This window comes from Nocardioides sp. Bht2 (assembly GCF_047308515.1).
Classification (GTDB): Bacteria; Actinomycetota; Actinomycetes; order Propionibacteriales; family Nocardioidaceae; genus Nocardioides.
Genome location: NZ_JBLBWI010000011.1, coordinates 22876 through 43133, shown reverse-complemented (window position 1 = coordinate 43133; position 20258 = coordinate 22876). Strand labels below are relative to the sequence as shown.

Sequence of the window (20258 nt, the reverse complement as noted above, 5' to 3'; positions counted from 1 at the left end):
TCGCATCGGGGTCTCGTTAGCGGGTGAAGAGCGGGTCCAACGCGACCGAGACGAAGAGCAACGTCAGGTACATGTTGGAGTGGTGGAACAGGTGCATCGGACGGATCACGGCGAGATCCTCCGAACGCTTGGTGCGCTCCCAGAGCCGGTGTGCGTCGGCCACGAAGACGATGCCCAGGACCGCAGCCACGACCGGGTAGAACCAACCGGTGTCCGCCACCGGCCACAGCAGAATCGCGGTAGCCGCCATCACCCAGCTGTAGAGGACGATCTGACGACCCACCTCGGCTGCCGGCTTGACGACGGGCAGCATCGGCACGTCGACGTTGCGGTAGTCCTCCCGGTAGCGAAGAGCCAACGACCAGGTGTGCGGCGGCGTCCAGAAGAAGACGACCATGAAGAGCACCACCGGCTCCCAGGCGAGTTGCTCGGTGACCGCGGTCCAACCGATCAGCGCCGGGAAGCAGCCGGCCAGGCCACCCCAGACGATGTTCTGGGTCGTCCGCCGTTTGAGCACGATCGTGTAGATCAGCACGTAGAAGGCGTTCGCGCCGAGCGCCAGGCCGGCCGAGAGCGGATTGACGCCGAACCAGAGGACGACCGTGGAGAGCACGGCCAGCACGGTGGCGAAGATCAACGCGGCGACCGGCGTCACGATATGGCGCGGCAAGGCGCGGCGGCGGGTGCGTCGCATCTGCTCGTCGATGTCGCGGTCGTAGACGCAGTTGTAGGCCGACGCCGAGCCGGCGGAGAGCATGCCACCGATCACGGTCCACAGCACCAGGTCGAGGTCGGGCACACCGCGTGCGGCGAAGAACATCACCGGAACGGTGGTCAGCAGCAGCAGTTCGATGACCCGCGGCTTGGTGAGGCCGACGTAGGCGGCGATGACGTCCTTGAACGTCGCCCGCTCGGGATGACCAGAATCCTGGGGAACTCCGGGGTCCTTGGACCCAGGAGCGGAGCCGGGAGTGCCGGTCGCGGATGCAGAAGCCGGTTGGCCGACGTGCGTCACATGAACCTCGGTGTCGGAAGCGGAATGCACGACTCAAGACAAGAGCCGAGGATGAGTCTACCGCTCACCTTGAGTAGGCTCAGAGTTGCCGTCACCTCATTCCCTTGGAAGGAAGCACCTTGACCTCCGAATTGCCCCGCCTGGAGTGGACAGAACTCGACAAGCGGGCAGTGGACACGGCCCGTGTCCTGGCCATGGACGCAGTGCAGAAGGTCGGTAACGGCCACCCGGGTACGGCGATGAGCCTCGCTCCCGCGGCCTACCTGCTCTTCCAGAAGGTGATGCGCCACGATCCCGCTGACCCCAACTGGGTCGCCCGCGACCGGTTCGTGCTCTCCTGCGGCCACTCCAGCCTGACCCTCTACATCCAGCTCTACCTGGCCGGTTTCGGCCTGGAGCTGGACGACCTCAAAGCGTTCCGCACCTGGGGTTCGAAGACCCCGGGCCACCCCGAGTACGGCCACACCGCAGGCGTCGAGACCACCACAGGCCCGCTGGGCCAGGGCATCGCGAACGCGGTCGGCATGGCGATGGCGGCCCGTCGCGAGCGTGGCCTGCTCGACCCGGACGCCGCTGCCGGCGCCTCCCCCTTCGAGCGCAACATCTTCGTGATCGCCTCCGACGGCGACCTGCAGGAAGGCGTCTCGGCTGAGGCGTCCGCGATCGCCGGCACCCAGCAGCTCGGCAACCTGACGGTGATCTGGGACGACAACAAGATCTCGATCGAGGGCGACACCGAGATCGCGTTCTCCGAGGACGTCCTGGCCCGCTACGAGGCCTACGGCTGGCACGTACAGCGCGTCGACTGGACCGCCACCGGCACCTACGTCGAAGACGTCGACGCCCTCTACGCCGCGATCGGCGAGGCCCGCAAGGTCACCGACAAGCCGTCGATCATCGCGCTCAACACGATCATCGCCTGGCCCGCCCCGAACGCCCAGGGCACCGAGGCCTCGCACGGCTCCGCGCTCGGCGCCGAGGAGATCATTCTCACCAAGAAGGTCCTCGGCTTCGACCCCGAGCAGCACTTCGCCGTCGCCGACGACGTGCTCGCACACACCCGCCAGGCGCTGACCCGTGGTGCCGCCGCCGGCGCTGCCTGGGACGCCGACTACCAGGCCTGGGCGACCGCGAACCCGGAGCAGGCCGAACTGCTGCACCGGCTCCGCAACCGCGAACTCCCGGCCGGCTGGGACGCCGACCTCCCCGTCTTCGAGGCCGACGCCAAGGGTGTCGCCACCCGCTCCGCCTCCGGTAAGGCGATCAACGCCCTCGCCCAGCACCTCCCCGAACTGTGGGGCGGCTCGGCCGACCTGGCCGGCTCCAACAACACTACGATCAACGGCGTGCCGTCGTTCGCTCCGGCCGACCACACCACCGCTCAGTGGACCACCGACCCGCTCCGCGGCCGGGTGCTCCACTTCGGCATCCGCGAGCACGCGATGGGTGCGATCCTGAACGGGATCACCCTCGGTGGCCTGACCCGCGCCTTCGGTGGCACCTTCCTCCAGTTCGCCGACTACATGCGGCCGTCGGTCCGGTTGGCCGCGCTCATGCAGATCCCGAGCATCTTCGTGTGGACCCACGACTCCGTCGGCCTCGGCGAGGACGGCCCGACCCACCAGCCGATCGAGCACGTCGCCGCGCTGCGCGCGATCCCCGGCCTGGCCGTGGTCCGCCCCGCCGACGCCAACGAGACGGTCGCCGCCTGGCGGGCCGTGGCACAGATCACCGACCAGCCGGTCGGTCTCTGCCTCAGCCGCCAGAACCTGCCCACCTTCCCCCGCGGCGTCGAGGGCTTTGCCAGCGTCGACGGCGTCGCCAAGGGCGGCTACGTCCTGATCGACGCCGACGGCGGAGACCCGGACGTGGTGCTGGTGGCCACCGGCTCCGAGGTGCAGCTTGCGGTTGCCGCACGCACCCTGCTGGCCGCCGACGGCGTCCAGGCACGGGTCGTCTCGCTGCCCTGCGTCGAGTGGTTCAACGCTCAGGACCAGGCCTACCGCGACTCCGTGATCCCGCCCACTGTTCGCGCTCGGGTCTCCGTAGAAGCCGGCATCGGACAGGGTTGGCGTGAGATCGTCGGGGACGCAGGCCGGATCATTTCGATCGAGACTTTCGGCGCGTCTGCTGACGCCGACCGGATGTTCACGGAATATGGCATCACCGCCGAGGCCGTCGTCCGTGCCGCGCACGACAGCGTCAGGGCTGCATCTGCCTGACTCGCCGCCGCACGCACACGCCTAGGAACCCACGGAGGTTACAAGTGTCCGAACGTCTGAAGTCCCTCGCCGAAGCTGGCGTGTCGATCTGGTTGGACGACCTGTCCCGCGAACGCCTGGAGACCGGCAACCTCGCGAAGCTGGTCGCCGAGAGCTCGGTCGTGGGGGTCACCACCAACCCCACGATCTTCGCGGGCGCGCTCGCCGACGGCGAGCGCTACGCCACCCAGTTGGCCGCACTCGCCGCCGACGGTGCCGATGCGGCCCGGGCGATCACGGAGTTGACGACCGATGACGTCCGGGCGGCGTGTGACGTGCTGGCTGGTGTCTACCAGGCCGATCCGTTCGACGGCCGGGTCTCGATCGAGGTCGAGCCCGGCCTCGCTCGGGACACCGCCGGCACGATCGCCCAGGCCCAGGAACTGTGGGCCAAGGTGGACCGTCCGAACGTCATGATCAAGATCCCGGCGACCGAAGAGGGTCTGCCGGCGATCACCGCAGCGATCGCCGAAGGGATCAGCGTCAACGTCACGCTGATCTTCTCGATCGAGCGCTACCGAGCCGTGATGGACGCCTACATCGCCGGGCTGGAGCAGGCCCGCGACGCCGGCATCGACCTGGCCACCATCCACTCGGTCGCCTCGTTCTTCGTCTCCCGCGTGGACAGCGAGATCGACAAGCGACTCGACGCCCTGGCCACGCCGGCGGCGACCGCACTCCGCGGCAAGGCCGCTGTGGCCAATGCCCGCCTCGCCTACGCCGCCTTCGAGGAGACGTTCGGGGCCGAGCGGTTCCGCACCCTGCCGGCAGCCAACGTGCAGCGCCCGCTGTGGGCCTCCACGGGCGTCAAGGACCCGGCTTACCCGGACACGCTCTACGTCACCCAGCTGGTCGTCGACGGCGCCGTCAACACGATGCCCGAGAAGACGATGGCCGCGTTCGCCGACCACGGCGTCGTCGAGGGCGACACCGTCTCGGGCCGGAGCGCTGAGTCGACCCAGGTACTCACCGACCTCGCCGCCGTTGGGATCGACATGGCTGACGTGCTCGGGCTCCTGGAGCGCGAGGGCGTGGAGAAGTTCATCACTTCCTGGGACGAGCTGGTGGAGACCGTGACTGCACAGCTGGCAGCGGTTCGCCGGTGACCCCGGGCGATCAGGTCGCGCTGAGCTGGACCCCGACCGAGGGTCCGGGTTTCAGCCTGCGTCTGAACCACCCGGACCCCGAGGCGGTCAACGAGACCGTCGCCGGGCTCATCGACGACCGGGTCGCGTCGCGGCTCTTCGCCGGCGACCCGACGCTCTGGGGACCGGACTCCGAGGAGGAGGCCAGCAAGCGGCTCGGCTGGGTCGATCTCCACGACACTTCCCGCGCTCTGGTCGCCCAGATCACCGCTCTCCGGGATGAGCTGCGCGGCCAGGGCATCGAGAAGGTCGTCCTCTGCGGCATGGGCGGCTCCTCGTTGGCCCCCGAGGTGATCTGCCAGGGCGCCGGTAAGCCGCTGCGGGTCCTCGACTCCTCCTCCCCCGACGTCGTCCGCCGCGCCGTCCACGATGACCTCGCCGCCACCGTCGTGGTGGTCTCCAGCAAGTCGGGCGGAACCGTGGAGACCGACAGTCAGCGCCGGATCTTCGACTGTGCGTTCCGGGCCGCCGGAATCGATCCCGCCAACCGGATCGTCGTGGTCACCGACCCCGGTTCACCGCTGGAGCGCGATGCTCGTGCGGCCGGACACCGCGTCTTCCTCGCCGATCCCGAGGTCGGCGGGCGATACTCGGCCCTCTCGGCCTTCGGCCTGGTGCCCAGCGGCCTGGCCGGGGTGGACCTCGACGAGTTGCTGACCGACGCCGCCACCATCGCCCCCGCTCTGGCCCGTGACGAAGCCACGAACCCCGCGCTCGCCCTGGGCGTCGTGTTGGGGCTGGCCGCCCGCGCCGGCGTGGACAAGCTCGTCCTCGCCGAAGCTGGTGCTCCGTTCTCCGAACTCGGAATCTGGGCCGAACAGCTGATCGCCGAGTCCACCGGCAAGGAGGGCACCGGGATCCTGCCGATCGCGGTCGGCGACACCACCAAGCCCAATGTCGTCCCCAGCACCACCGACACCGTGGTCGCGACGTGGGGTCCGAACTTCGTCCTCGACGTCGTCGCCCCGGCCTCCGGGATCGGCGTAGCCGTCGACGCTGGTCTGGGTGCCCAGTTCCTGCTCTGGGAAGCCGCGGTCGCCGTGGCCGGCCGGATCCTGGAGATCAACCCGTTCGACCAGCCTGACGTGGAGAGCTCGAAGGAAGCCGCCCGCCACATGCTCGGCGGAACGGTCGCCACACCGGCTCCGCGAGGAACCAGCAACGCGATCGACATCTATGCCGGTAGTTGGTTGGAGACGGTCACTGACACCGACCACGCGGTCGCCGCGCTGCTCGATCAGATCGATCCCGCACACGGTTACCTCGCTGTCCAGGCCTACCTCGACGCGGAACGTGATGCCGATGTGGCGCGGCTGCGCGACCTGCTCGCGGCCCGCACCGGTCGACCTGTCACCTTCGGGTGGGGACCGCGCTTCCTGCACTCGACCGGTCAGTACCACAAGGGTGGCCCGGCCACTGGCGTCTTCCTCCAGCTGACCTGCGAACCGGAGGCGGATCTCGAGGTTCCTGGCCGCGAGTTCACGCTGCAGCAGTTCATCACCGCACAGGCGATCGGCGACGGTCAGATCCTCAGCCGGCGTGGGCGACCCGTGCTCCGCCTGCACGCACAGCGTCCGGGCGGCTTCAACGACGTGGTGCGTGCGTTGCGATGAGCCCGAACGTCCTCCCGGATCCGCCGACCCTGGCGCGGGAGGTTGCTGGTGCCCTGATCCGGCGCCTGGCAGAGGCTCAATCGCTAGGCCGCGTGCCCTCGGTCGCGCTGACCGGCGGCACCATCGCGAGTGCGATCCACCGTGAGCTGGCCAGGTTGGGTCCGAACTCGGCCGTGCAGTGGCACCAGGTCGACTTCTGGTGGGGCGATGAGCGGTTCGTCCCCGCGGGAACGGCCGACCGCAACGACGCCGAGGTGCTACCCGTGCTCCACGCGTTGGGCGTCGACCCGCAGCGGATCCATCCGATGCCGGCAGTCACCGTCGGTTGCGGCTCCGTCGACCAGGCCGCAGCCCGCTACGGCGCCGAGGTGCGCCAACACGGCAGCGAACCCGAAGCGAGCGGCGAGTTCGAGGTGGTGATGCTGGGCGTCGGCCCGGATGGCCACGTCGCCTCACTCTTCCCAGGACATCGGGCGCTCGACGCCGACTCGATCGCGGTCGGCGTCATCGACTCCCCCAAGCCTCCACCGCAGCGGGTCACCCTGACCCTGGCCGCGCTCAATCGTGCCCGCGCCGTCTGGTTCGTCGCGTCGGGGAGCGCGAAGGCCGAAGCGGTGGCAGCTGCGCACCGCTCCGGCCCGGTGGCGGAGCTTCCGGCTCGTGGGGTCCACGGTCGGATCGAGACCCTGTGGTGGCTCGACGACGAGGCCTCGAGCCTCTTGTAGCCGACTCAGAAGATGATGTCGCCGGACTTTCGGCGCGACCGCAGCAGCGCGATCGCCTCGTCCAGCAGATGCGCCGCCTCCTCGTCGGAGCGACGCTCCTTCACATAGGCGAGGTGCGTCTTGTACGGCTCGTTCCGCTGCGCCGGCGGGGGCTCTGCGGACTCCAGGCTGGCCGGTCGGCCACAGCGCGGGCAGTCCCAGTTCTCGGGAACCGCAGCCTGAGTGGAGAAAGTGATCTCGGAACGATGCTGCTGAGAACAGTGATAGCTGACGACCTGCCGCGGTGCGGCCTCGCCACGCTCTGCTTCGCCCATCGGGCCCGAACCGATCCGGCTACCCCGGATCGCACTTCCTCCACCTGCCACGACTACGACTACCTCTCAGTGAACTGAACGTGCGTACCCGATGCCGGGAGATCAGGAGTAGGCGACCAACAGGCCCAGAGCGATCAGGCACGCAGCCCAGATCAGACCGATTCCGACGGTGAGCCGGTCGAGGTTCCGCTCAGCGACCGACGAACCACCCAACCCGCTGGAGACACCGCCACCGAACATGTCGGAAAGGCCGCCGCCGCGTCCCTTGTGGAGCAGGACAAGGAGGATCAGCAGCAGGCTGGTGATCACGAGAATGATGGTGAAGACAAGTTCCACAGTGCCAAACCCTAACTGACTGATGTATAGATCACAGCACCGGCATGTCGTAGAAGCGGCAGATACCGCTGAACTCTTCGACCTCCAGGCTGGCGCCACCGACGAGTGCCCCGTCGATGTCGCTCTGTTGCATGATGGCTGCCACGTTCGCGGCCTTGACCGAACCGCCGTAGAGGATCCGCACCGAAGCGGCGGCCTCCTCGCCGTACAGCTCGCCAACCCGGGCCCGAAGCGCGGCGCAGACCTCTTGGGCGTCGGCCGGGGTGGCGACCTCGCCGGTGCCGATCGCCCAGACCGGCTCGTAGGCGATCACCGAGCCCGCAACGGCGTCCGCTGCGATTCCGGAGAGCGCGCCGTCGAGTTGGGCCACGGTGTGGGCCACGTGCTCGCCGGCCTGACGGACCTCGAGGCCCTCGCCGACGCAGACGATCGGGGTGAGCTCGGCAGCCAGCGCCTTTCGCGTCTTGGCGTTGACCAGAGCGTCGTCCTCGCCGTGGAACTGACGACGTTCGGAGTGGCCGACCACGACGTAGGAGCAGCCCAGCTTCGCCAGCATGCCGGCCGAGATCTCACCGGTGTAGGCACCCGAATCGTGGGCCGAGAGGTCCTGGGCGCCGTACTTGATCGGCATCCGATCGCCGTCGACCAACGTCTGCACCGAGCGGAGGTCGGTGAACGGCGGGATCACCGCGACCTCGACGGCGGCCGGGTCGTGACGCTTGTCCGAGAGCGTCCACGCGAGCTTCTGGACGAAGACCACCGCTTCCTGGTGGTTCTTGTTCATCTTCCAGTTGCCCGCCATCAGCGGGACCCGGCCCGCCGGCTTCTTGGTGGCCATCGCTCAGGCCTCCAGGATCGCGATGCCGGGCAGTTCCTTGCCCTCCAGGTACTCAAGGCTGGCGCCGCCGCCGGTCGAGATGTGCCCGAAGGCGGAGTCGGCGAAACCTAGCTGACGGACTGCGGCGGCGGAGTCGCCACCGCCGACAACCGAGAGCCCGGGCACCTTGGTCAGCGCTTCCGCCACGGCACGGGTACCGCCGGCGAACGCCTCGACCTCGAAGACGCCCATCGGACCGTTCCAGAAGACGGTCTTGGCGTCAGCGAGCGCGGCGGCGAAGGCCGCGCCCGAGTCGGGGCCGATGTCGAGGCCAAGTACGTCGGCACCGATCGCGTCTGCGGCGACCACCTGCGGCTGGGGCTCACGGTCGCCGGACGGGAAGGCGGTGTCGACCACGATGTCGGTCGGGAGCAGGATCTCCACACCGCTCTCCGCGGCCCGGGCCAGGTACTGGCGGCAGACGTCGAGCTGGTCGTTCTCCAGCAGGCTCTTGCCGACCTCGTGGCCTTGAGCAGCCAGGAAGGTGAAGACCATGCCGCCACCGATCAGCAGCTTGTCGGCCTTGCCGAGCAGGTTGTCGATGACGCCAAGCTTGTCGGAGACCTTGGAACCGCCCAGGACCACCACGTAGGGCCGCTCGGGGTCGACCGTGAGGCGGCGCAGCACGTCGATCTCGGTGGCGACCAGGGCACCCATCGCGTGCGGCAACCGGGCCGCGACGTCGTAGACGCTGGCCTGCTTGCGGTGCACGACGCCGAAGCCGTCGCTGACGAAACCGTCGGCGAGTGCGGCGAGCTGGTCGGCGAAGGCGCCGCGCTCGGCGTCGTCCTTGCTGGTCTCGCCGGCGTTGAACCGGACGTTCTCCAGGACGGCGACCTCGCCGTCACCCAGGGCCGCGACCGTCTGCTTGGCGCTTTCACCGACGGTGTCGGTGGCGAAGGCGACCGGGCGGCCCAGGATCTCGCCGAGACGGGTGGCGACCGGGGCCAGCGAGTAGGCCGGGTCGGGGCTTCCCTTGGGGCGTCCCAAGTGCGCGGTGACCACGACCCGAGCGCCGGCATCGGCCAGCGCGGCGATGGTCGGGACGCTCGCGCGAATCCGGCCGTCGTCGGTGATCGTGGTGCCGTCGAGCGGCACATTGAGGTCGGAGCGGACCAGAATCCGCTTACCGCGCAAGCCCCCGAGGGCAGCGGTCAAGGCGTCAATGCCGGACATGTCTTCCTGTTCTGCAGTCGTACGTGCGGAGAAGCGTGGGGAAAGAATCTCAGAGGGTCGTGCCGAGGTGCACGATCAGGTCCACCAGCCGGTTGGAGTAGCCCCATTCGTTGTCGTACCAACCGGCGACCTTCACCTGGTCACCGATCACCTTGGTGAGCGGGGCGTCGAAGATGCAGGAGGCTGGATTGGTGACGATATCCGACGAGACGATCGGCGCGGTCGAGTACTGCAGATATCCCGCGAGTGCACCGGACGCCGCGACCGCGAAAAGCTCGTTGACCTCCTCGACCGTGGTCTCCCGGGAGGTGGTCACGGTGAGGTCGGTGATCGAGCCGGTCGGCACCGGGACCCGGAGCGCATAGCCGTCGAGCCGGCCCTCCAACTCCGGGAGCACCAGGCCGATCGCCTTGGCGGCACCGGTCGACGTCGGCACCACGTTGATCGCCGCAGCACGTGCCCGCCGGAGGTCACGGTGGATGTTGTCGTGCAGGTTCTGGTCGGCGGTGTACGCATGCACCGTGGTCATCAGACCGCGCTCGATGCCGAGTCCGTCGTGCAGCACCTTCGCCAATGGCGCCAGACAGTTGGTGGTGCAGGAGGCGTTGGAGATCACCGCGTGGCTTGCCGGGTCGTACGCGGTGTGGTTGACGCCCATCACCACGGTGAGGTCGGCGCCGGTCGCGGGAGCGGAGATGATCACCTTGCGCGCCCCGCCGCTGTCGATGTGGGCGCGCGCCTTGGCCGCATCGGTGAAGAAACCGGTCGACTCGACCACCACGTCGACACCGGCATCCGCCCACGGGATCTGGGCCGGGTCGCGCTGGGCGTGCGCGACGAAGCTGCTGCCGTCGACGGTGATCGTCTCGTCGTCACCCCGTACCTCGGCGTCGAGTACCCCCAACACCGAGTCGTACTTGAGCAGATGTGCGAGCGAGGCGTGGTCGGTCAGGTCGTTGACCGCCACCACCTCGATATCAGCCCCTGAGGCACGCACCGCCCGGTAGAAGTTCCGGCCGATCCGGCCGAATCCGTTGATCCCGACTCGTACGGTCATCGGTCTCTCCTCCTCGTGGCGGGGGTCTGTCTCGGATGGGTCAGGCTTCGTCAGCCAACATCTCGGGGGTCAGCGACGACTCGGTGTCCGGAATGCCGAGGTCCTCGGCCTTCTTGTCGGCCATCGCCAACAGGCGTCGGATGCGGCCGGCGATGGCGTCCTTGGTGAGGACCGGGTCATGGAGTTGACCGAGTTCTTCGAGGCTGGCCTGCTTGTGCTCCAGACGGAGGTGACCGGCCAGCGCGAGGTGGTCGGGGACCTCTTCACCGAGGATCTCCAGCGCCCGCTCGACCCGGGCACCGGCGGCCACCGCAGCGCGGGCGGAGCGACGCAGGTTGGCGTCGTCGAAGTTGGCGAGGCGGTTCGCGGTAGCTCGCACCTCGCGGCGCATCCGGCGTTCCTCCCAGGCCATCAACGCCTCGTGGGCGCCGAGGCGGGTCAACAGCGCACCGATGGCGTCGCCGTCGCGGATCACCACCCGGTCGACGCCGCGGACCTCGCGGGCCTTGGCCTGGATGCCGAGACGGCGGGCCACCCCGACCAGCGCCAGCGCTGCCTCCGGCCCGGGGCAGGTCACCTCCAAGGAGGAGGACCGACCCGGCTCGGTGAGCGAGCCGTGGGCAAGGAACGCACCCCGCCAGGCCGCGACGGCGTCACAACCGCCGCCGGAGACCACCTGCGGCGGGAGCCCCCGCACCGGACGACCACGCTGGTCGAGCAACCCGGTCTGACGGGCCAAGGACTCTCCGTCACGGACCACACGCAGCACGTAGCGGCTGCCCTTGCGCAGACCGCTCGGCTGGACCACCGCGACCTCGGCCTGGTGACCGAAGATCTCGGAGATGTCGGTGCGCAGCCGTCGGGCAGCGGCACCGGTGTCCAGCTCCGCCTCGACGACGATCCTGCCGTTCACGATGTGGAGTCCGCCCGCGAAGCGCAGGGTCGTGGAGACCTCAGCCTTGCGGCAGCACGTTTTGGTGGTCTGGGTGCTCGCCAGCTCTGACTTCACCTGAGCCGTCATAGCCATAACGGTGATCCTTACACATTGCCGATGATCTGCGCACAGGCGTCGGCAAGCTTCTGCGGATCGTGGTGAGCTTCGCCATCATCGGCAGCGATGTCGGCAAGCACCAGGGTGCCTCCGGCACTGGCCACCGCGGCCGCCAACTCGTCGGCCTCGGCCCCTCGACGTTGCACCGCGGCGCGGTCGGCGAGCACCAGATCGAGGCGGAGTTCCGGCGCCCGTTCGAAGAGCGCGGCAAGCAGATCGACGTTGGTGTAGCCGGTCGTCTCTCCGTCCTCACCGAGCAGGTTGAGTACCACCACTTTCCGTGCCCGCGCCTCCTCCAGGGCCTGGCGCAGGTCGGGCAGCAGAAGATGCGGAATGACTGAGGTGTACCAACTGCCGGGGCCGAGGAAGATCCAGTCGGCGGCGGCGATCGCCGCCAACGCCTCGGGACTCGCCGTCGCCGTCGGTGGCGTCAGCCGGATCGTGGTGACGGAGCCCGGCGAGAGAGCGATCTCCTTCTGACCCCGAACCGTTGTCAGAGTGTCGGGGGCGGCTGGATCGTGGCCGCGCACCTGGGCCTCGATGTCGAGCGGCTCATCGGCCATCGGCAGCACCCTGCCCTCGGCGTCCAGCAGGCGACCGACCCAGTCGAGGCCGGCGGCATGCTCCCCCAGCAACTCCCACAGGGCCGTGATCAACACGTTGCCGACGACGTGGCCGCCGAGTTCGCCGTCACCGGTGAACCGGTACTGCAGTACTTTGGCCCAGGTCTGGCCCCACTCGTCGTCGCCGCAGAGCGCCGCCAGCGCCATCCGCAGATCGCCGGGGGGCAGGACGCCGAACTCCTCGCGGAGCCGTCCCGACGAGCCGCCGTTGTCGGCGACGGTGACGATCCCGGTCAGGTCGGTCACCACCCGGCGCAGCGCCGAGAGGGTCACGTGCAGCCCGTGGCCGCCGCCCAATGCCACCACGGCTTCAGGACGGAGCTCACGGGTGTCTGGGGTCCGCTGCCCGATCATTCGCGGCCGAGGTCGCGGTGGGCCGCGGTCGCTTCGTAACCCATCGCCGTCAGGCGCCGGGCGATCTCCTCGGTCATCGCCACGCTGCGGTGCTTGCCGCCGGTACAGCCGATGCCGACGGTCAGGAACCGCTTCCCCTCACGCAGGTAGCCGCTGGAGACGATCTCCAGCACCGGCAGCCATGCGTCGAGGAACCGCTCAGCGTCCGGCTGCGAGGTGACATAGCGGGCGACGGCGTCGTCCTTGCCGGTGTGCTCCTTGAGCTCCGGGACCCAGTAGGGGTTCGGCAGGAAGCGCATGTCGGCGACGTAGTCGGCGTCCACCGGGATGCCGTATTTGAAACCGAAGCTGACCACGGTGATCGCCAGCTTGAGCACCTGCGGGTCGCCGAACTTCTCCGCGACCTGCGCGGTCAACTGGTGCACGTTGAGGTTGGAGGTGTCGATCACCACGTCGGCCATCCCGCGGAGCGCAGCCAGCGCCTCGCGTTCACGCTGCAGTCCCTCCAGCAGCCGACCTGTGCCCTGCAGTGGGTGCGGGCGCCGGGCGGCGTCCTGGCGCCGGACCAGGACGTTGTCGTCGGCCTCCAGGAACAGCAGGGTGGTGTGCCGCCCGGTGGTGTTGTCGGCGACGGTGGCGCGCAACTCCTCGAAGAACAGGCCGGACCGGACGTCGACGACGACGGCGACCGGTTGACCCGGGCCCCGCGAGTCGTCGATCAGCTTGACGACCTCGTTGAGCAACGAAGGAGGCAGGTTGTCGATCACGAAGTAGCCGAGATCCTCCAGCTCCTTGGCCGCCGTGCTCCGGCCGGCCCCGGACATGCCGGTGACCACGACGAGCTCACCGGGAGTGGCGGTACGGGTCTGAGTCATCACTTCTCCTGGGAGCCAGAGGTTGCGGGCGATTGTGACACGGCCTGATGGATCGCTGCGGCGACGGTCGGGCCGATGCCGGGAGCCAGGGCGATCTCCTCGACGGTCGCGGCGCGGAGCTTCCGCAAGGATCCGAAGTGCTTGAGCAGCGTCTTACGCCGCACCTCGCCCAGCCCGGGGACGTCGTCGAGGACGCTCTCCACCATCGTCCGCGAACGGCGGGACCGGTGGTGGTTGATCGCGAAGCGGTGGGCCTCGTCGCGGACCCGCTGCAAGAGGTAGAGCCCTTCACTGGTCCGCGGCATGATCACCGGGTCCTCCTCACCCGGCAGCCACACCTCCTCCAGCCGCTTGGCCAGACCACAGACGGGGATGTCGGTGATCCCGAGCTCCGCCAACGCCTGGGAGGCTGCCGCCACCTGCGGCGGGCCGCCGTCGACGACGACCAGGCCAGGGGCGTAGGCGAACTTCCGTGGCTTGCCCGTCTCCGGATCGACCAGCATCGGGCCCGAGTCGCTGGTCGGGCCGCTCTCGGGCGTCCGCTCGTCGAGGAGACGGCGGAACCGGCGGGTGATCACCTCATGCATGGAGGCCACATCGTTCTGACCGTCGACGCCCCGGATCACGAAGCGCCGGTACTCGCTCTTGCGTGGAAGGCCGTCCTCGAAGACCACCATGCTGGCCACCACCTCGGTGCCCTGCAGGTTCGAGACGTCGTAGCACTCGATCCGCAGCGGGACCTCGTCGAGCTCCAGCGTCTCCTGGATCTCCTCCAACGCCTGGTTGCGGGTGGTCAGATCGCTGGCCCGCTTCGTCTTGTGCAGCGCCAAGGACTGGACGGCGTTGCGGGCAACCGTCTCCTGCAGGGTCTTCTTGTCGCCTCGCTGCGGAACCCGGATCGCGACCTTCGCGCCGCGGATCTCGCTGAGCAACTGCTCCAGGGTGGCGGCGTCCGGAGGCAGCGCGGGCACCAGGATCTCGCGCGGGATCGCCTGCGCGCTCTCCGACTCCTCGCCGGCGTAGAGCTGGAGCAGGAAGTGCTCGATCAGCTCTCCGGTGTCGCCCTCCTCCACCCGGTCGGCGACCCAACCCCGCTGACCACGGATCCGGCCACCTCGGACGTAGAAGATCTGGACCGCGACCTCGAGCGGGTCCTCAGCGATGGCGATCACGTCGGCGTCGGTGCCGTCGCCGAGGACGACCGCCTGCTTCTCCAGCACCTTCTGCAACGCGCCGAGGTCGTCACGGACCCGCGCCGCCTTCTCGAACTCCATCGCGTCGGAGGCGGCGTACATCTCCTTCTCCAGGCGCTTCACGAAGGCGGAGGTACGACCGCCCATGAACTCGCAGAAGTCCTCGACGATGGCGCGGTGCTCATCGGCGTCCACCTTGCCCACGCAGGGCGCAGCGCACTTGTCGATGTAGCCGAGCAGGCACGGTCGGCCGATCTGCTGCGACCGCTTGAAGACACCGTTGGAACAGGACCGCATCGGGAAGACCCGGAGCAGGAGGTCGACCGTCTCCCGGATCGCCCAGGCATGGCCGTAGGGACCGAAGTACCGGGTGCCCTTCTTCTTCGCGCCACGGCCGACCATGACCCGGGGGAACTCCTCGCTGAGGGTCACCGCCAGCCACGGGTAGGACTTGTCGTCGCGGTACTTGACGTTGAACCGGGGGTCGAACTCCTTGATCCAGGAGTACTCCAACTGGAGCGCCTCGACCTCGGTGTTGACGACCGTCCACTCGACGCTCGCCGCCGTCGTCACCATCGTCTGGGTGCGCGGATGCAGGTTGGCCAGATCCTGGAAGTAGGAGGAGAGCCGCGGGCGCAGACTCTTCGCCTTGCCTACATAGATGACCCGCTTGTGCGCGTCACGGAACCGATACACACCCGGCTGGGTGGGAATCGTCCCCGGCTTGGGTCGGTACGTCGATGGATCAGCCACGCACTAACCCTACGAGGCACCTCCGACTCCTCGGCACCGCTCTGCGCCCGGGGAGCGAGCCGACGTCAGGCTGCGCGGATCTTCGTGCCGTCGACGGTGATCGCGATCTCCGGCAATGGCGCGCTGGCCGGGGGCCGGAGCACCGAGCCGTCGTCGGCGGAGAAGACCGAACCGTGCATGCTGCAGTGCAGGCCTTCAGCGGTCGGCGAAAGCTCGCCGCTCTGGTGGGTGCAGACGGCGGAGAAGGCCCGGAACTCACCCTCGGTGGGTTGGGTCAGCACGATCTTCTTGTCGGCCAGCACCAGGCCGCCACCGATCGGAACCTCGACCGTCTCCCCCAACAGCTCACCGGACTTCGCCTTCGGTCCAGCCTCGTCGTCGCTGCCACATCCGGCGAGGACGAGGGCGACGCCGAGCGCGCCGAGCCCCTTGAACGCCGTGCGGCGTCCGATGATCGGCCTACTCATCCGCGAACCACCTGGCCACCCTTCACTTGGACCTTCTCTTCCGGCAGCGGCGCTGTCGCCGGGCCGTTGACCACGGAGCCGTCGCTGATCGCGAACTTGCTGCCGTGACAGGGACAGTTGATCGTGTCGGTCACCGAACCGACGGTGCAACCCTTGTGGGTGCAGGTGGAGGAGAACCCGCGGAACTCACCCGATGTCGGCTGGGTGACGACGATGCCTTCGTCGCCGAGGATCACGCCAGAGCCGACCGGGACGTCTTGCTCCGCGACCAAGCCAGAGGGGCCCGGCGCCGACGAGGTGCCGCCGTCCGGTGCCTGACTGCTCGGTGCCGGTTCGCTCGGGGCTGCAGAGGTCGGCGTCCCCGCGTTGGAGTCACCGTTGCCGCCGTCGCCGCTGCACGCAGCAAGTAGACCGGCGGTGATACCCAACCCGCCGACCGTGACCACCGTGCGGCGCGGGATCGGCGCCGTCTTGCGTCGTTCGGTCATGGGGTCGAGCGTAGCCAACTCACTGTGAGGCAGCGCTCTTCTTCGTCGCTGCCTTCTTGGCGGTCGCCTTCTTCGCAGGAGCCTTCTTCACGGTCTCCTTCGCCGCCGTCTTCTTGGCGGCGACCTTCTTCGCCGTCTTCTTCGCGGGCGTCCCCGGCACCGGAGTCGGAGCGGCGTAGGGCCGTGCCTCGACTCCGACCAACGGCGCCAGGTAGCGACCGGTGTGGCTGGCCGACGTCGCGGCGACCTCCTCCGGCGTACCGGTGACGACCACCGTGCCGCCGCCGGAGCCGCCCTCGGGGCCCATGTCGACGAGATAGTCGGCCGTCTTGATGACGTCGAGGTTGTGCTCGATGACCAGCACACTGTTGCCCTGGTCGACGAGCCGTCCGAGCACCAACAGGAGCTTGCGGATGTCCTCGAAGTGCAGACCCGTGGTGGGCTCGTCGAGCACGTAGACGGTGCGACCGGTGGACCGCTTCTGCAACTCGCTGGCGAGCTTCACCCGCTGCGCCTCGCCACCCGAGAGTGTGGTCGCCGGCTGCCCGAGCCGGACGTAGCCGAGCCCGACCTCGCAGAGCGTCTTCATGTGCCGCGAGATCGCCGGTACGGCTGCGAAGAAGTCGGCGGCCTCCTCGATCGGCATGTCCAGCACCTCGGCGATGCTCTTGCCCTTGTAGTGGACCTCCAGGGTCTCCCGGTTGTACCGGGCACCGTGGCAGACCTCGCACGGGACGTAGACGTCCGGGAGGAAGTTCATCTCGATCTTGATCGTGCCGTCTCCGGCGCACGCCTCGCAGCGACCGCCCTTGACGTTGAACGAGAACCGGCCCTGGAGGTAGCCGCGCATCTTGGCCTCCGGGGTGGAGGCGAAGAGCTTGCGGACGTGGTCGAAGACGCCGGTGTAGGTGGCCGGGTTGCTTCGCGGGGTGCGACCGATCGGCGACTGGTCGACATGGATCACCTTGTCGATGTGCTCCAGGCCGGTGATCTTGCGATGCCGCCCGGGGACCGTACGGGCGTTGTAGAGCTCCTTGGCCAACGAGGTGTAGAGGATGTCGTTGACCAGGGTGGACTTGCCCGACCCGGAGACACCGGTCACGGCGACGAAGAGCCCCAACGGGAAGTCGACCGTGACGTCCTTGAGGTTGTTCTCCCGGGCGCCGTGCACGGTCAGCTCGCGCCCCTTGGTGCGGGGCCTGCGGACCGCGGGGACCTCGATCTCGCGCCGCTTCGAGAGGTACGCGCCCGTCGAGGAGTCCGGGTGGTTGAGCAGATCGTCGACGGTGCCGGAGACGACGACCTGACCACCGTGCTCGCCCGCACCCGGACCGATGTCGACGACCCAGTCGGCGGTCCGGATGGTGTCCTCGTCGTGCTCGACCACGATCAGGGTGTTGCCGAGGTCCTTGAGCCGGACCAGAGTCTCGATCAGCCGCTGGTTGTCACGCTGGTGCAGGCCGATCGACGGTTCGTCCAGCACGTAGAGGACGCCGACGAGTCCGGCCCCGATCTGGGTGGCGAGCCGGATCCGCTGCGCTTCACCGCCGGAGAGGGAGCCCGAGGGCCGGTCCAGCGAGAGGTAGTCCAGGCCGACGTCGAGCAGGAAGTTGAGGCGTTCCTCGATCTCCTTGAGGACGCGCTCACCGATCTGCCGCTCTTTGGCGGACAGGTCGAGCTCACGCAGGTGCGCGGCGGTCTCCCGGATCGGCAGCGCGCAGAGGTCGGCGATGTTCATGCCGCCCTTCTCCCGGGCGCCGAGGGTGACCGCCATCGAGACCGGCTTCAACCGGCTGCCGGCGCAGGCCGGGCACGGCACCTCGCGCATGAACCCTTCGAAACGCTCGCGGCTGGTGTCGCTCTCGGCCTCCCGGTGGCGGCGCTCGATGTAGGGGCGGACACCTTCGTAGGCCGCGTAGTAGGACCGCTCGCGGCCGTACCGGTTCCGGGTCCGGACGTGGACCTTGGTCGGGTGACCGTCCAGGATGATCCGCTGCAGCTTGCCGGGCATCTGCTCCCATGGGGTGTTCAGGTCGAAGCCCAACTCGTCGCCGAGGGCACCGAGCAACCGCAGGAAGTAGTCGGCCACGTGGGCGCCGCTCCACGGCTGGATGGCGCCTTCGCCCAGGGTGGCGCCCGGGTCGGCGACGACGAGTTCGGGGTCGACCTCCATCCGGGTCCCGAGACCGGTGCACTCGGGGCAGGCACCGAACGGCGAGTTGAACGAGAACGAGCGCGGCTCGAGGTCGTCGGTGTCGAGCGGGTGCTCGTTGGGGCAGGCCATCCGCTCGGAGAACTTCTTCTCCCGGTCGGCGGCCTTGGGGTCACGGTCGACGAAGTCGAAGACCACCAGACCGCCGGCCAGGTTGAGGGCCGTCTCGACCGAGTCGGTGAGTCGGCGCTTGGCGCTCTCCTTCACCGCGAGCCGGTCGACGACGACCTCGATGTTGTGCTTCTGCTGCTTGTTGAGCACCGGGCCGTCGAGGACGGCGTCCAGGGTGGAGGTCTCCCCGTTGACCCTGACCCGGGAGAAGCCCTGGCTCTGCAGAGAGCGGAAGAGCTCGAGGTGCTCGCCCTTACGGCCGCGGACCACGGGGGCCAGCACCTGGAAGCGGACACCCTCTTCGTAGGTGAGCACCTGGTCGACGATCTGCTGCGGAGTCTGGCGCTCGATCGGGGAACCACATACGGGGCAGTGCGGTCGGCCGGCGCGAGCGTAGAGCAGGCGGAGGTAGTCGTAGACCTCAGTGATCGTGCCGACCGTGGAGCGCGGGTTCTTCGAGGTCGACTTCTGGTCGATACTCACCGCCGGCGAGAGACCTTCGATGAAGTCCACGTCCGGCTTGTCCATCTGGCCGAGGAACTGGCGGGCATAGGCCGAGAGCGACTCGACGTAGCGACGCTGGCCCTCGGCGAAGATGGTGTCGAACGCGAGGCTGGACTTGCCCGATCCGGAGAGTCCGGTGAAGACGATGAGGGCGTCCCGCGGAAGATCCAGCGAGACGTCCTTCAAGTTGTGCTCACGCGCACCGCGGATGGTGATCTGGTCGGCCATGCTTCCCCGGAGATTGAGGTCGGTGCCCGTCGTCGACAACGGGCCGGTTCGAACAAGTGTTCGCGAAGCGCCCGGTCGATGCAAGTCGCCACGCGCCTCGGCCAGAATCTCACGCCTGCCCAAGTCGGACGCCGCGCGGGTGTTGAATACCGTCATGCCCCCGAACTACCCGCTGCGCGCTGCCCTGAGTGACGCCACGCAACGCTGGCACCAGACCATCACCGCCCTGGCGGACGACGACTTCGCGGCACCGTCCGGACTGCCCGGTTGGTCGCGCGGGCATGTGATCGCACACGTCGCGCTGAACGGCGAGGCCTTCCTGCGCGTCCTGCGACTCGGTGCCGCCGAGCAACCCGCGTCGATGTACGACACCGCCGAGGGCCGCGACCTGGACATCGACGCCCTGGCTAGCGCGGCTCCCGCAGAGATCAGGGCGCGGGCGATCGCGGTGGACGAGGCGATCTCGGAGGCGCTCTGCGCCTTCCCCGAGCAGCTTCTCGACGCCGTCGCGCATCGGCTGCCGGATGGAGGAGGCTTCGCTTTCGCCCTGCGCGAGGTCCCGCAGCGACGGTTGGGTGAGGTCGAGATCCACCATGCCGACCTCGGGTTGGCGACGAGTTCCCGGGCCGCCTGGCCGGTCGAGTTCAGCGAACTGCTGCTCTCCGCGCGGACGCCGGGCCACCGCGAGCTCCGCTTCACCGCGACCGACACCGACCAGACCTGGGGCCCCGACGACGCACCGGTGACGCTCTCCGGCAGCTCCGCCGACCTGGCCTGGTGGCTGATCGGCCGGGGCACCGGCGACGGCCTCACCTCCTCGGCCGGCGAACTCCCACCCACCCCTACCTACTGACCCCGAGGGCTCACCAATAGCCGCCGA

Annotated in this window: 18 protein-coding genes; 5 read left to right on the top strand and 13 right to left on the bottom strand. The window is 68.7% G+C overall.

What is annotated here, in order from left to right:
* Positions 1-16: 16 nt before the first annotated feature.
* Positions 17-1015: a heme o synthase gene (locus ACLM5J_RS14110; RefSeq protein ID WP_413657161.1), complete on the bottom strand. Its 999-nt coding sequence runs from the start codon at positions 1013-1015 to the stop codon at positions 17-19.
* 119 nt (positions 1016-1134) lie between these two features.
* Here ACLM5J_RS14110 and tkt point away from each other — a divergent pair, with 119 nt between their 5' ends.
* Genes tkt through pgl form a run of 4 tightly spaced genes read left to right on the top strand, consistent with a single transcriptional unit; the run spans position 1135 to position 6759 of the window.
* A complete protein-coding gene (gene tkt / locus ACLM5J_RS14105) occupies positions 1135-3237 on the top strand; it encodes a transketolase (RefSeq protein WP_413657070.1) in 2103 nt (700 codons plus the stop codon).
* 44 nt (positions 3238-3281) lie between these two features.
* Positions 3282-4382, top strand: a complete 1101-nt coding sequence (gene tal, locus ACLM5J_RS14100) for a transaldolase (protein ID WP_413657069.1) — start codon at positions 3282-3284, stop codon at positions 4380-4382.
* The gene (locus ACLM5J_RS14095) at positions 4379-6034 is read left to right on the top strand and encodes a glucose-6-phosphate isomerase (protein WP_413657068.1); all 1656 of its coding nucleotides are present in this window, start codon (positions 4379-4381) and stop codon (positions 6032-6034) included. The genes tal and ACLM5J_RS14095 overlap by 4 nt, the downstream gene beginning before the upstream one ends.
* Entirely contained in the window at positions 6031-6759 is a 729-nt protein-coding gene (pgl, locus tag ACLM5J_RS14090; protein WP_413657067.1) for a 6-phosphogluconolactonase, read from the top strand. Before ACLM5J_RS14095 ends, pgl begins: the two co-directional genes overlap by 4 nt.
* A gap of 5 nt (positions 6760-6764) precedes the next feature.
* Here the strand turns inward: pgl and ACLM5J_RS14085 are convergent, their stop codons facing one another.
* From ACLM5J_RS14085 to uvrA, 12 genes are all read right to left on the bottom strand, one after another.
* On the bottom strand, positions 6765-7124 hold the full coding sequence (locus ACLM5J_RS14085) for an RNA polymerase-binding protein RbpA (RefSeq protein WP_413657066.1): 360 nt from the start codon (positions 7122-7124) through the stop codon (positions 6765-6767).
* Positions 7125-7175: 51 nt separating this feature from the next.
* A complete protein-coding gene (gene secG, locus ACLM5J_RS14080) occupies positions 7176-7409 on the bottom strand; it encodes a preprotein translocase subunit SecG (protein WP_413657065.1) in 234 nt (77 codons plus the stop codon).
* Positions 7410-7440: 31 nt separating this feature from the next.
* Positions 7441-8247: a triose-phosphate isomerase gene (gene tpiA, locus ACLM5J_RS14075; RefSeq protein ID WP_413657064.1), complete on the bottom strand. Its 807-nt coding sequence runs from the start codon at positions 8245-8247 to the stop codon at positions 7441-7443.
* A gap of 3 nt (positions 8248-8250) precedes the next feature.
* On the bottom strand, positions 8251-9462 hold the full coding sequence (locus ACLM5J_RS14070; RefSeq protein WP_413657063.1) for a phosphoglycerate kinase: 1212 nt from the start codon (positions 9460-9462) through the stop codon (positions 8251-8253).
* A 49-nt stretch (positions 9463-9511) separates the two neighbouring features.
* Complete coding sequence (gap, locus tag ACLM5J_RS14065) at positions 9512-10519, bottom strand: type I glyceraldehyde-3-phosphate dehydrogenase (RefSeq protein WP_413657062.1); 1008 nt, start codon at positions 10517-10519, stop codon at positions 9512-9514.
* 40 nt (positions 10520-10559) lie between these two features.
* Entirely contained in the window at positions 10560-11546 is a 987-nt protein-coding gene (gene whiA, locus ACLM5J_RS14060; protein ID WP_413657061.1) for a DNA-binding protein WhiA, read from the bottom strand.
* An 11-nt stretch (positions 11547-11557) separates the two neighbouring features.
* Positions 11558-12499 carry a gluconeogenesis factor YvcK family protein gene (locus ACLM5J_RS14055; protein WP_413657060.1) on the bottom strand — a complete coding sequence of 314 codons (942 nt, stop codon included), beginning with the start codon at positions 12497-12499 and terminating at the stop codon, positions 11558-11560.
* A 44-nt stretch (positions 12500-12543) separates the two neighbouring features.
* Positions 12544-13422: an RNase adapter RapZ gene (rapZ, locus tag ACLM5J_RS14050; RefSeq protein ID WP_413657059.1), complete on the bottom strand. Its 879-nt coding sequence runs from the start codon at positions 13420-13422 to the stop codon at positions 12544-12546.
* Positions 13422-15368, bottom strand: a complete 1947-nt coding sequence (uvrC, locus tag ACLM5J_RS14045; RefSeq protein WP_413657058.1) for an excinuclease ABC subunit UvrC — start codon at positions 15366-15368, stop codon at positions 13422-13424. Before uvrC ends, rapZ begins: the two co-directional genes overlap by 1 nt.
* A 65-nt stretch (positions 15369-15433) precedes the next feature.
* Positions 15434-15835 carry a Rieske 2Fe-2S domain-containing protein gene (locus ACLM5J_RS14040; RefSeq protein ID WP_413657057.1) on the bottom strand — a complete coding sequence of 134 codons (402 nt, stop codon included), beginning with the start codon at positions 15833-15835 and terminating at the stop codon, positions 15434-15436.
* Positions 15832-16323, bottom strand: coding sequence for a Rieske (2Fe-2S) protein (locus ACLM5J_RS14035; RefSeq protein ID WP_413657056.1), 492 nt, complete (start codon positions 16321-16323; stop codon positions 15832-15834). Before ACLM5J_RS14035 ends, ACLM5J_RS14040 begins: the two co-directional genes overlap by 4 nt.
* Positions 16324-16342: 19 nt before the next feature.
* Positions 16343-19378 (bottom strand): excinuclease ABC subunit UvrA, encoded by a 3036-nt coding sequence (gene uvrA, locus ACLM5J_RS14030; RefSeq protein WP_413657055.1) that lies wholly within the window; start codon positions 19376-19378, stop codon positions 16343-16345.
* A gap of 154 nt (positions 19379-19532) precedes the next feature.
* Here uvrA and ACLM5J_RS14025 point away from each other — a divergent pair, with 154 nt between their 5' ends.
* A complete protein-coding gene (locus ACLM5J_RS14025; protein ID WP_413657054.1) occupies positions 19533-20231 on the top strand; it encodes a maleylpyruvate isomerase family mycothiol-dependent enzyme in 699 nt (232 codons plus the stop codon).
* Positions 20232-20258 lie beyond the last annotated feature (27 nt).

Coding starts and splice junctions, on each gene's coding strand:
- ACLM5J_RS14040 (WP_413657057.1), bottom strand. CDS start 15,835: ATGAGTAGGCCGATCATCGGACGCCGCACGGCGTTCAAGGGGCTCGGC.
- tpiA (WP_413657064.1), bottom strand. CDS start 8,247: ATGGCCACCAAGAAGCCGGCGGGCCGGGTCCCGCTGATGGCGGGCAAC.
- ACLM5J_RS14035 (WP_413657056.1), bottom strand. CDS start 16,323: ATGACCGAACGACGCAAGACGGCGCCGATCCCGCGCCGCACGGTGGTC.
- whiA (WP_413657061.1), bottom strand. CDS start 11,546: ATGGCTATGACGGCTCAGGTGAAGTCAGAGCTGGCGAGCACCCAGACC.
- uvrA (WP_413657055.1), bottom strand. CDS start 19,378: ATGGCCGACCAGATCACCATCCGCGGTGCGCGTGAGCACAACTTGAAG.
- gap (WP_413657062.1), bottom strand. CDS start 10,519: ATGACCGTACGAGTCGGGATCAACGGATTCGGCCGGATCGGCCGGAAC.
- rapZ (WP_413657059.1), bottom strand. CDS start 13,422: ATGACTCAGACCCGTACCGCCACTCCCGGTGAGCTCGTCGTGGTCACC.
- ACLM5J_RS14025 (WP_413657054.1), top strand. CDS start 19,533: ATGCCCCCGAACTACCCGCTGCGCGCTGCCCTGAGTGACGCCACGCAA.
- pgl (WP_413657067.1), top strand. CDS start 6,031: ATGAGCCCGAACGTCCTCCCGGATCCGCCGACCCTGGCGCGGGAGGTT.
- ACLM5J_RS14070 (WP_413657063.1), bottom strand. CDS start 9,462: ATGTCCGGCATTGACGCCTTGACCGCTGCCCTCGGGGGCTTGCGCGGT.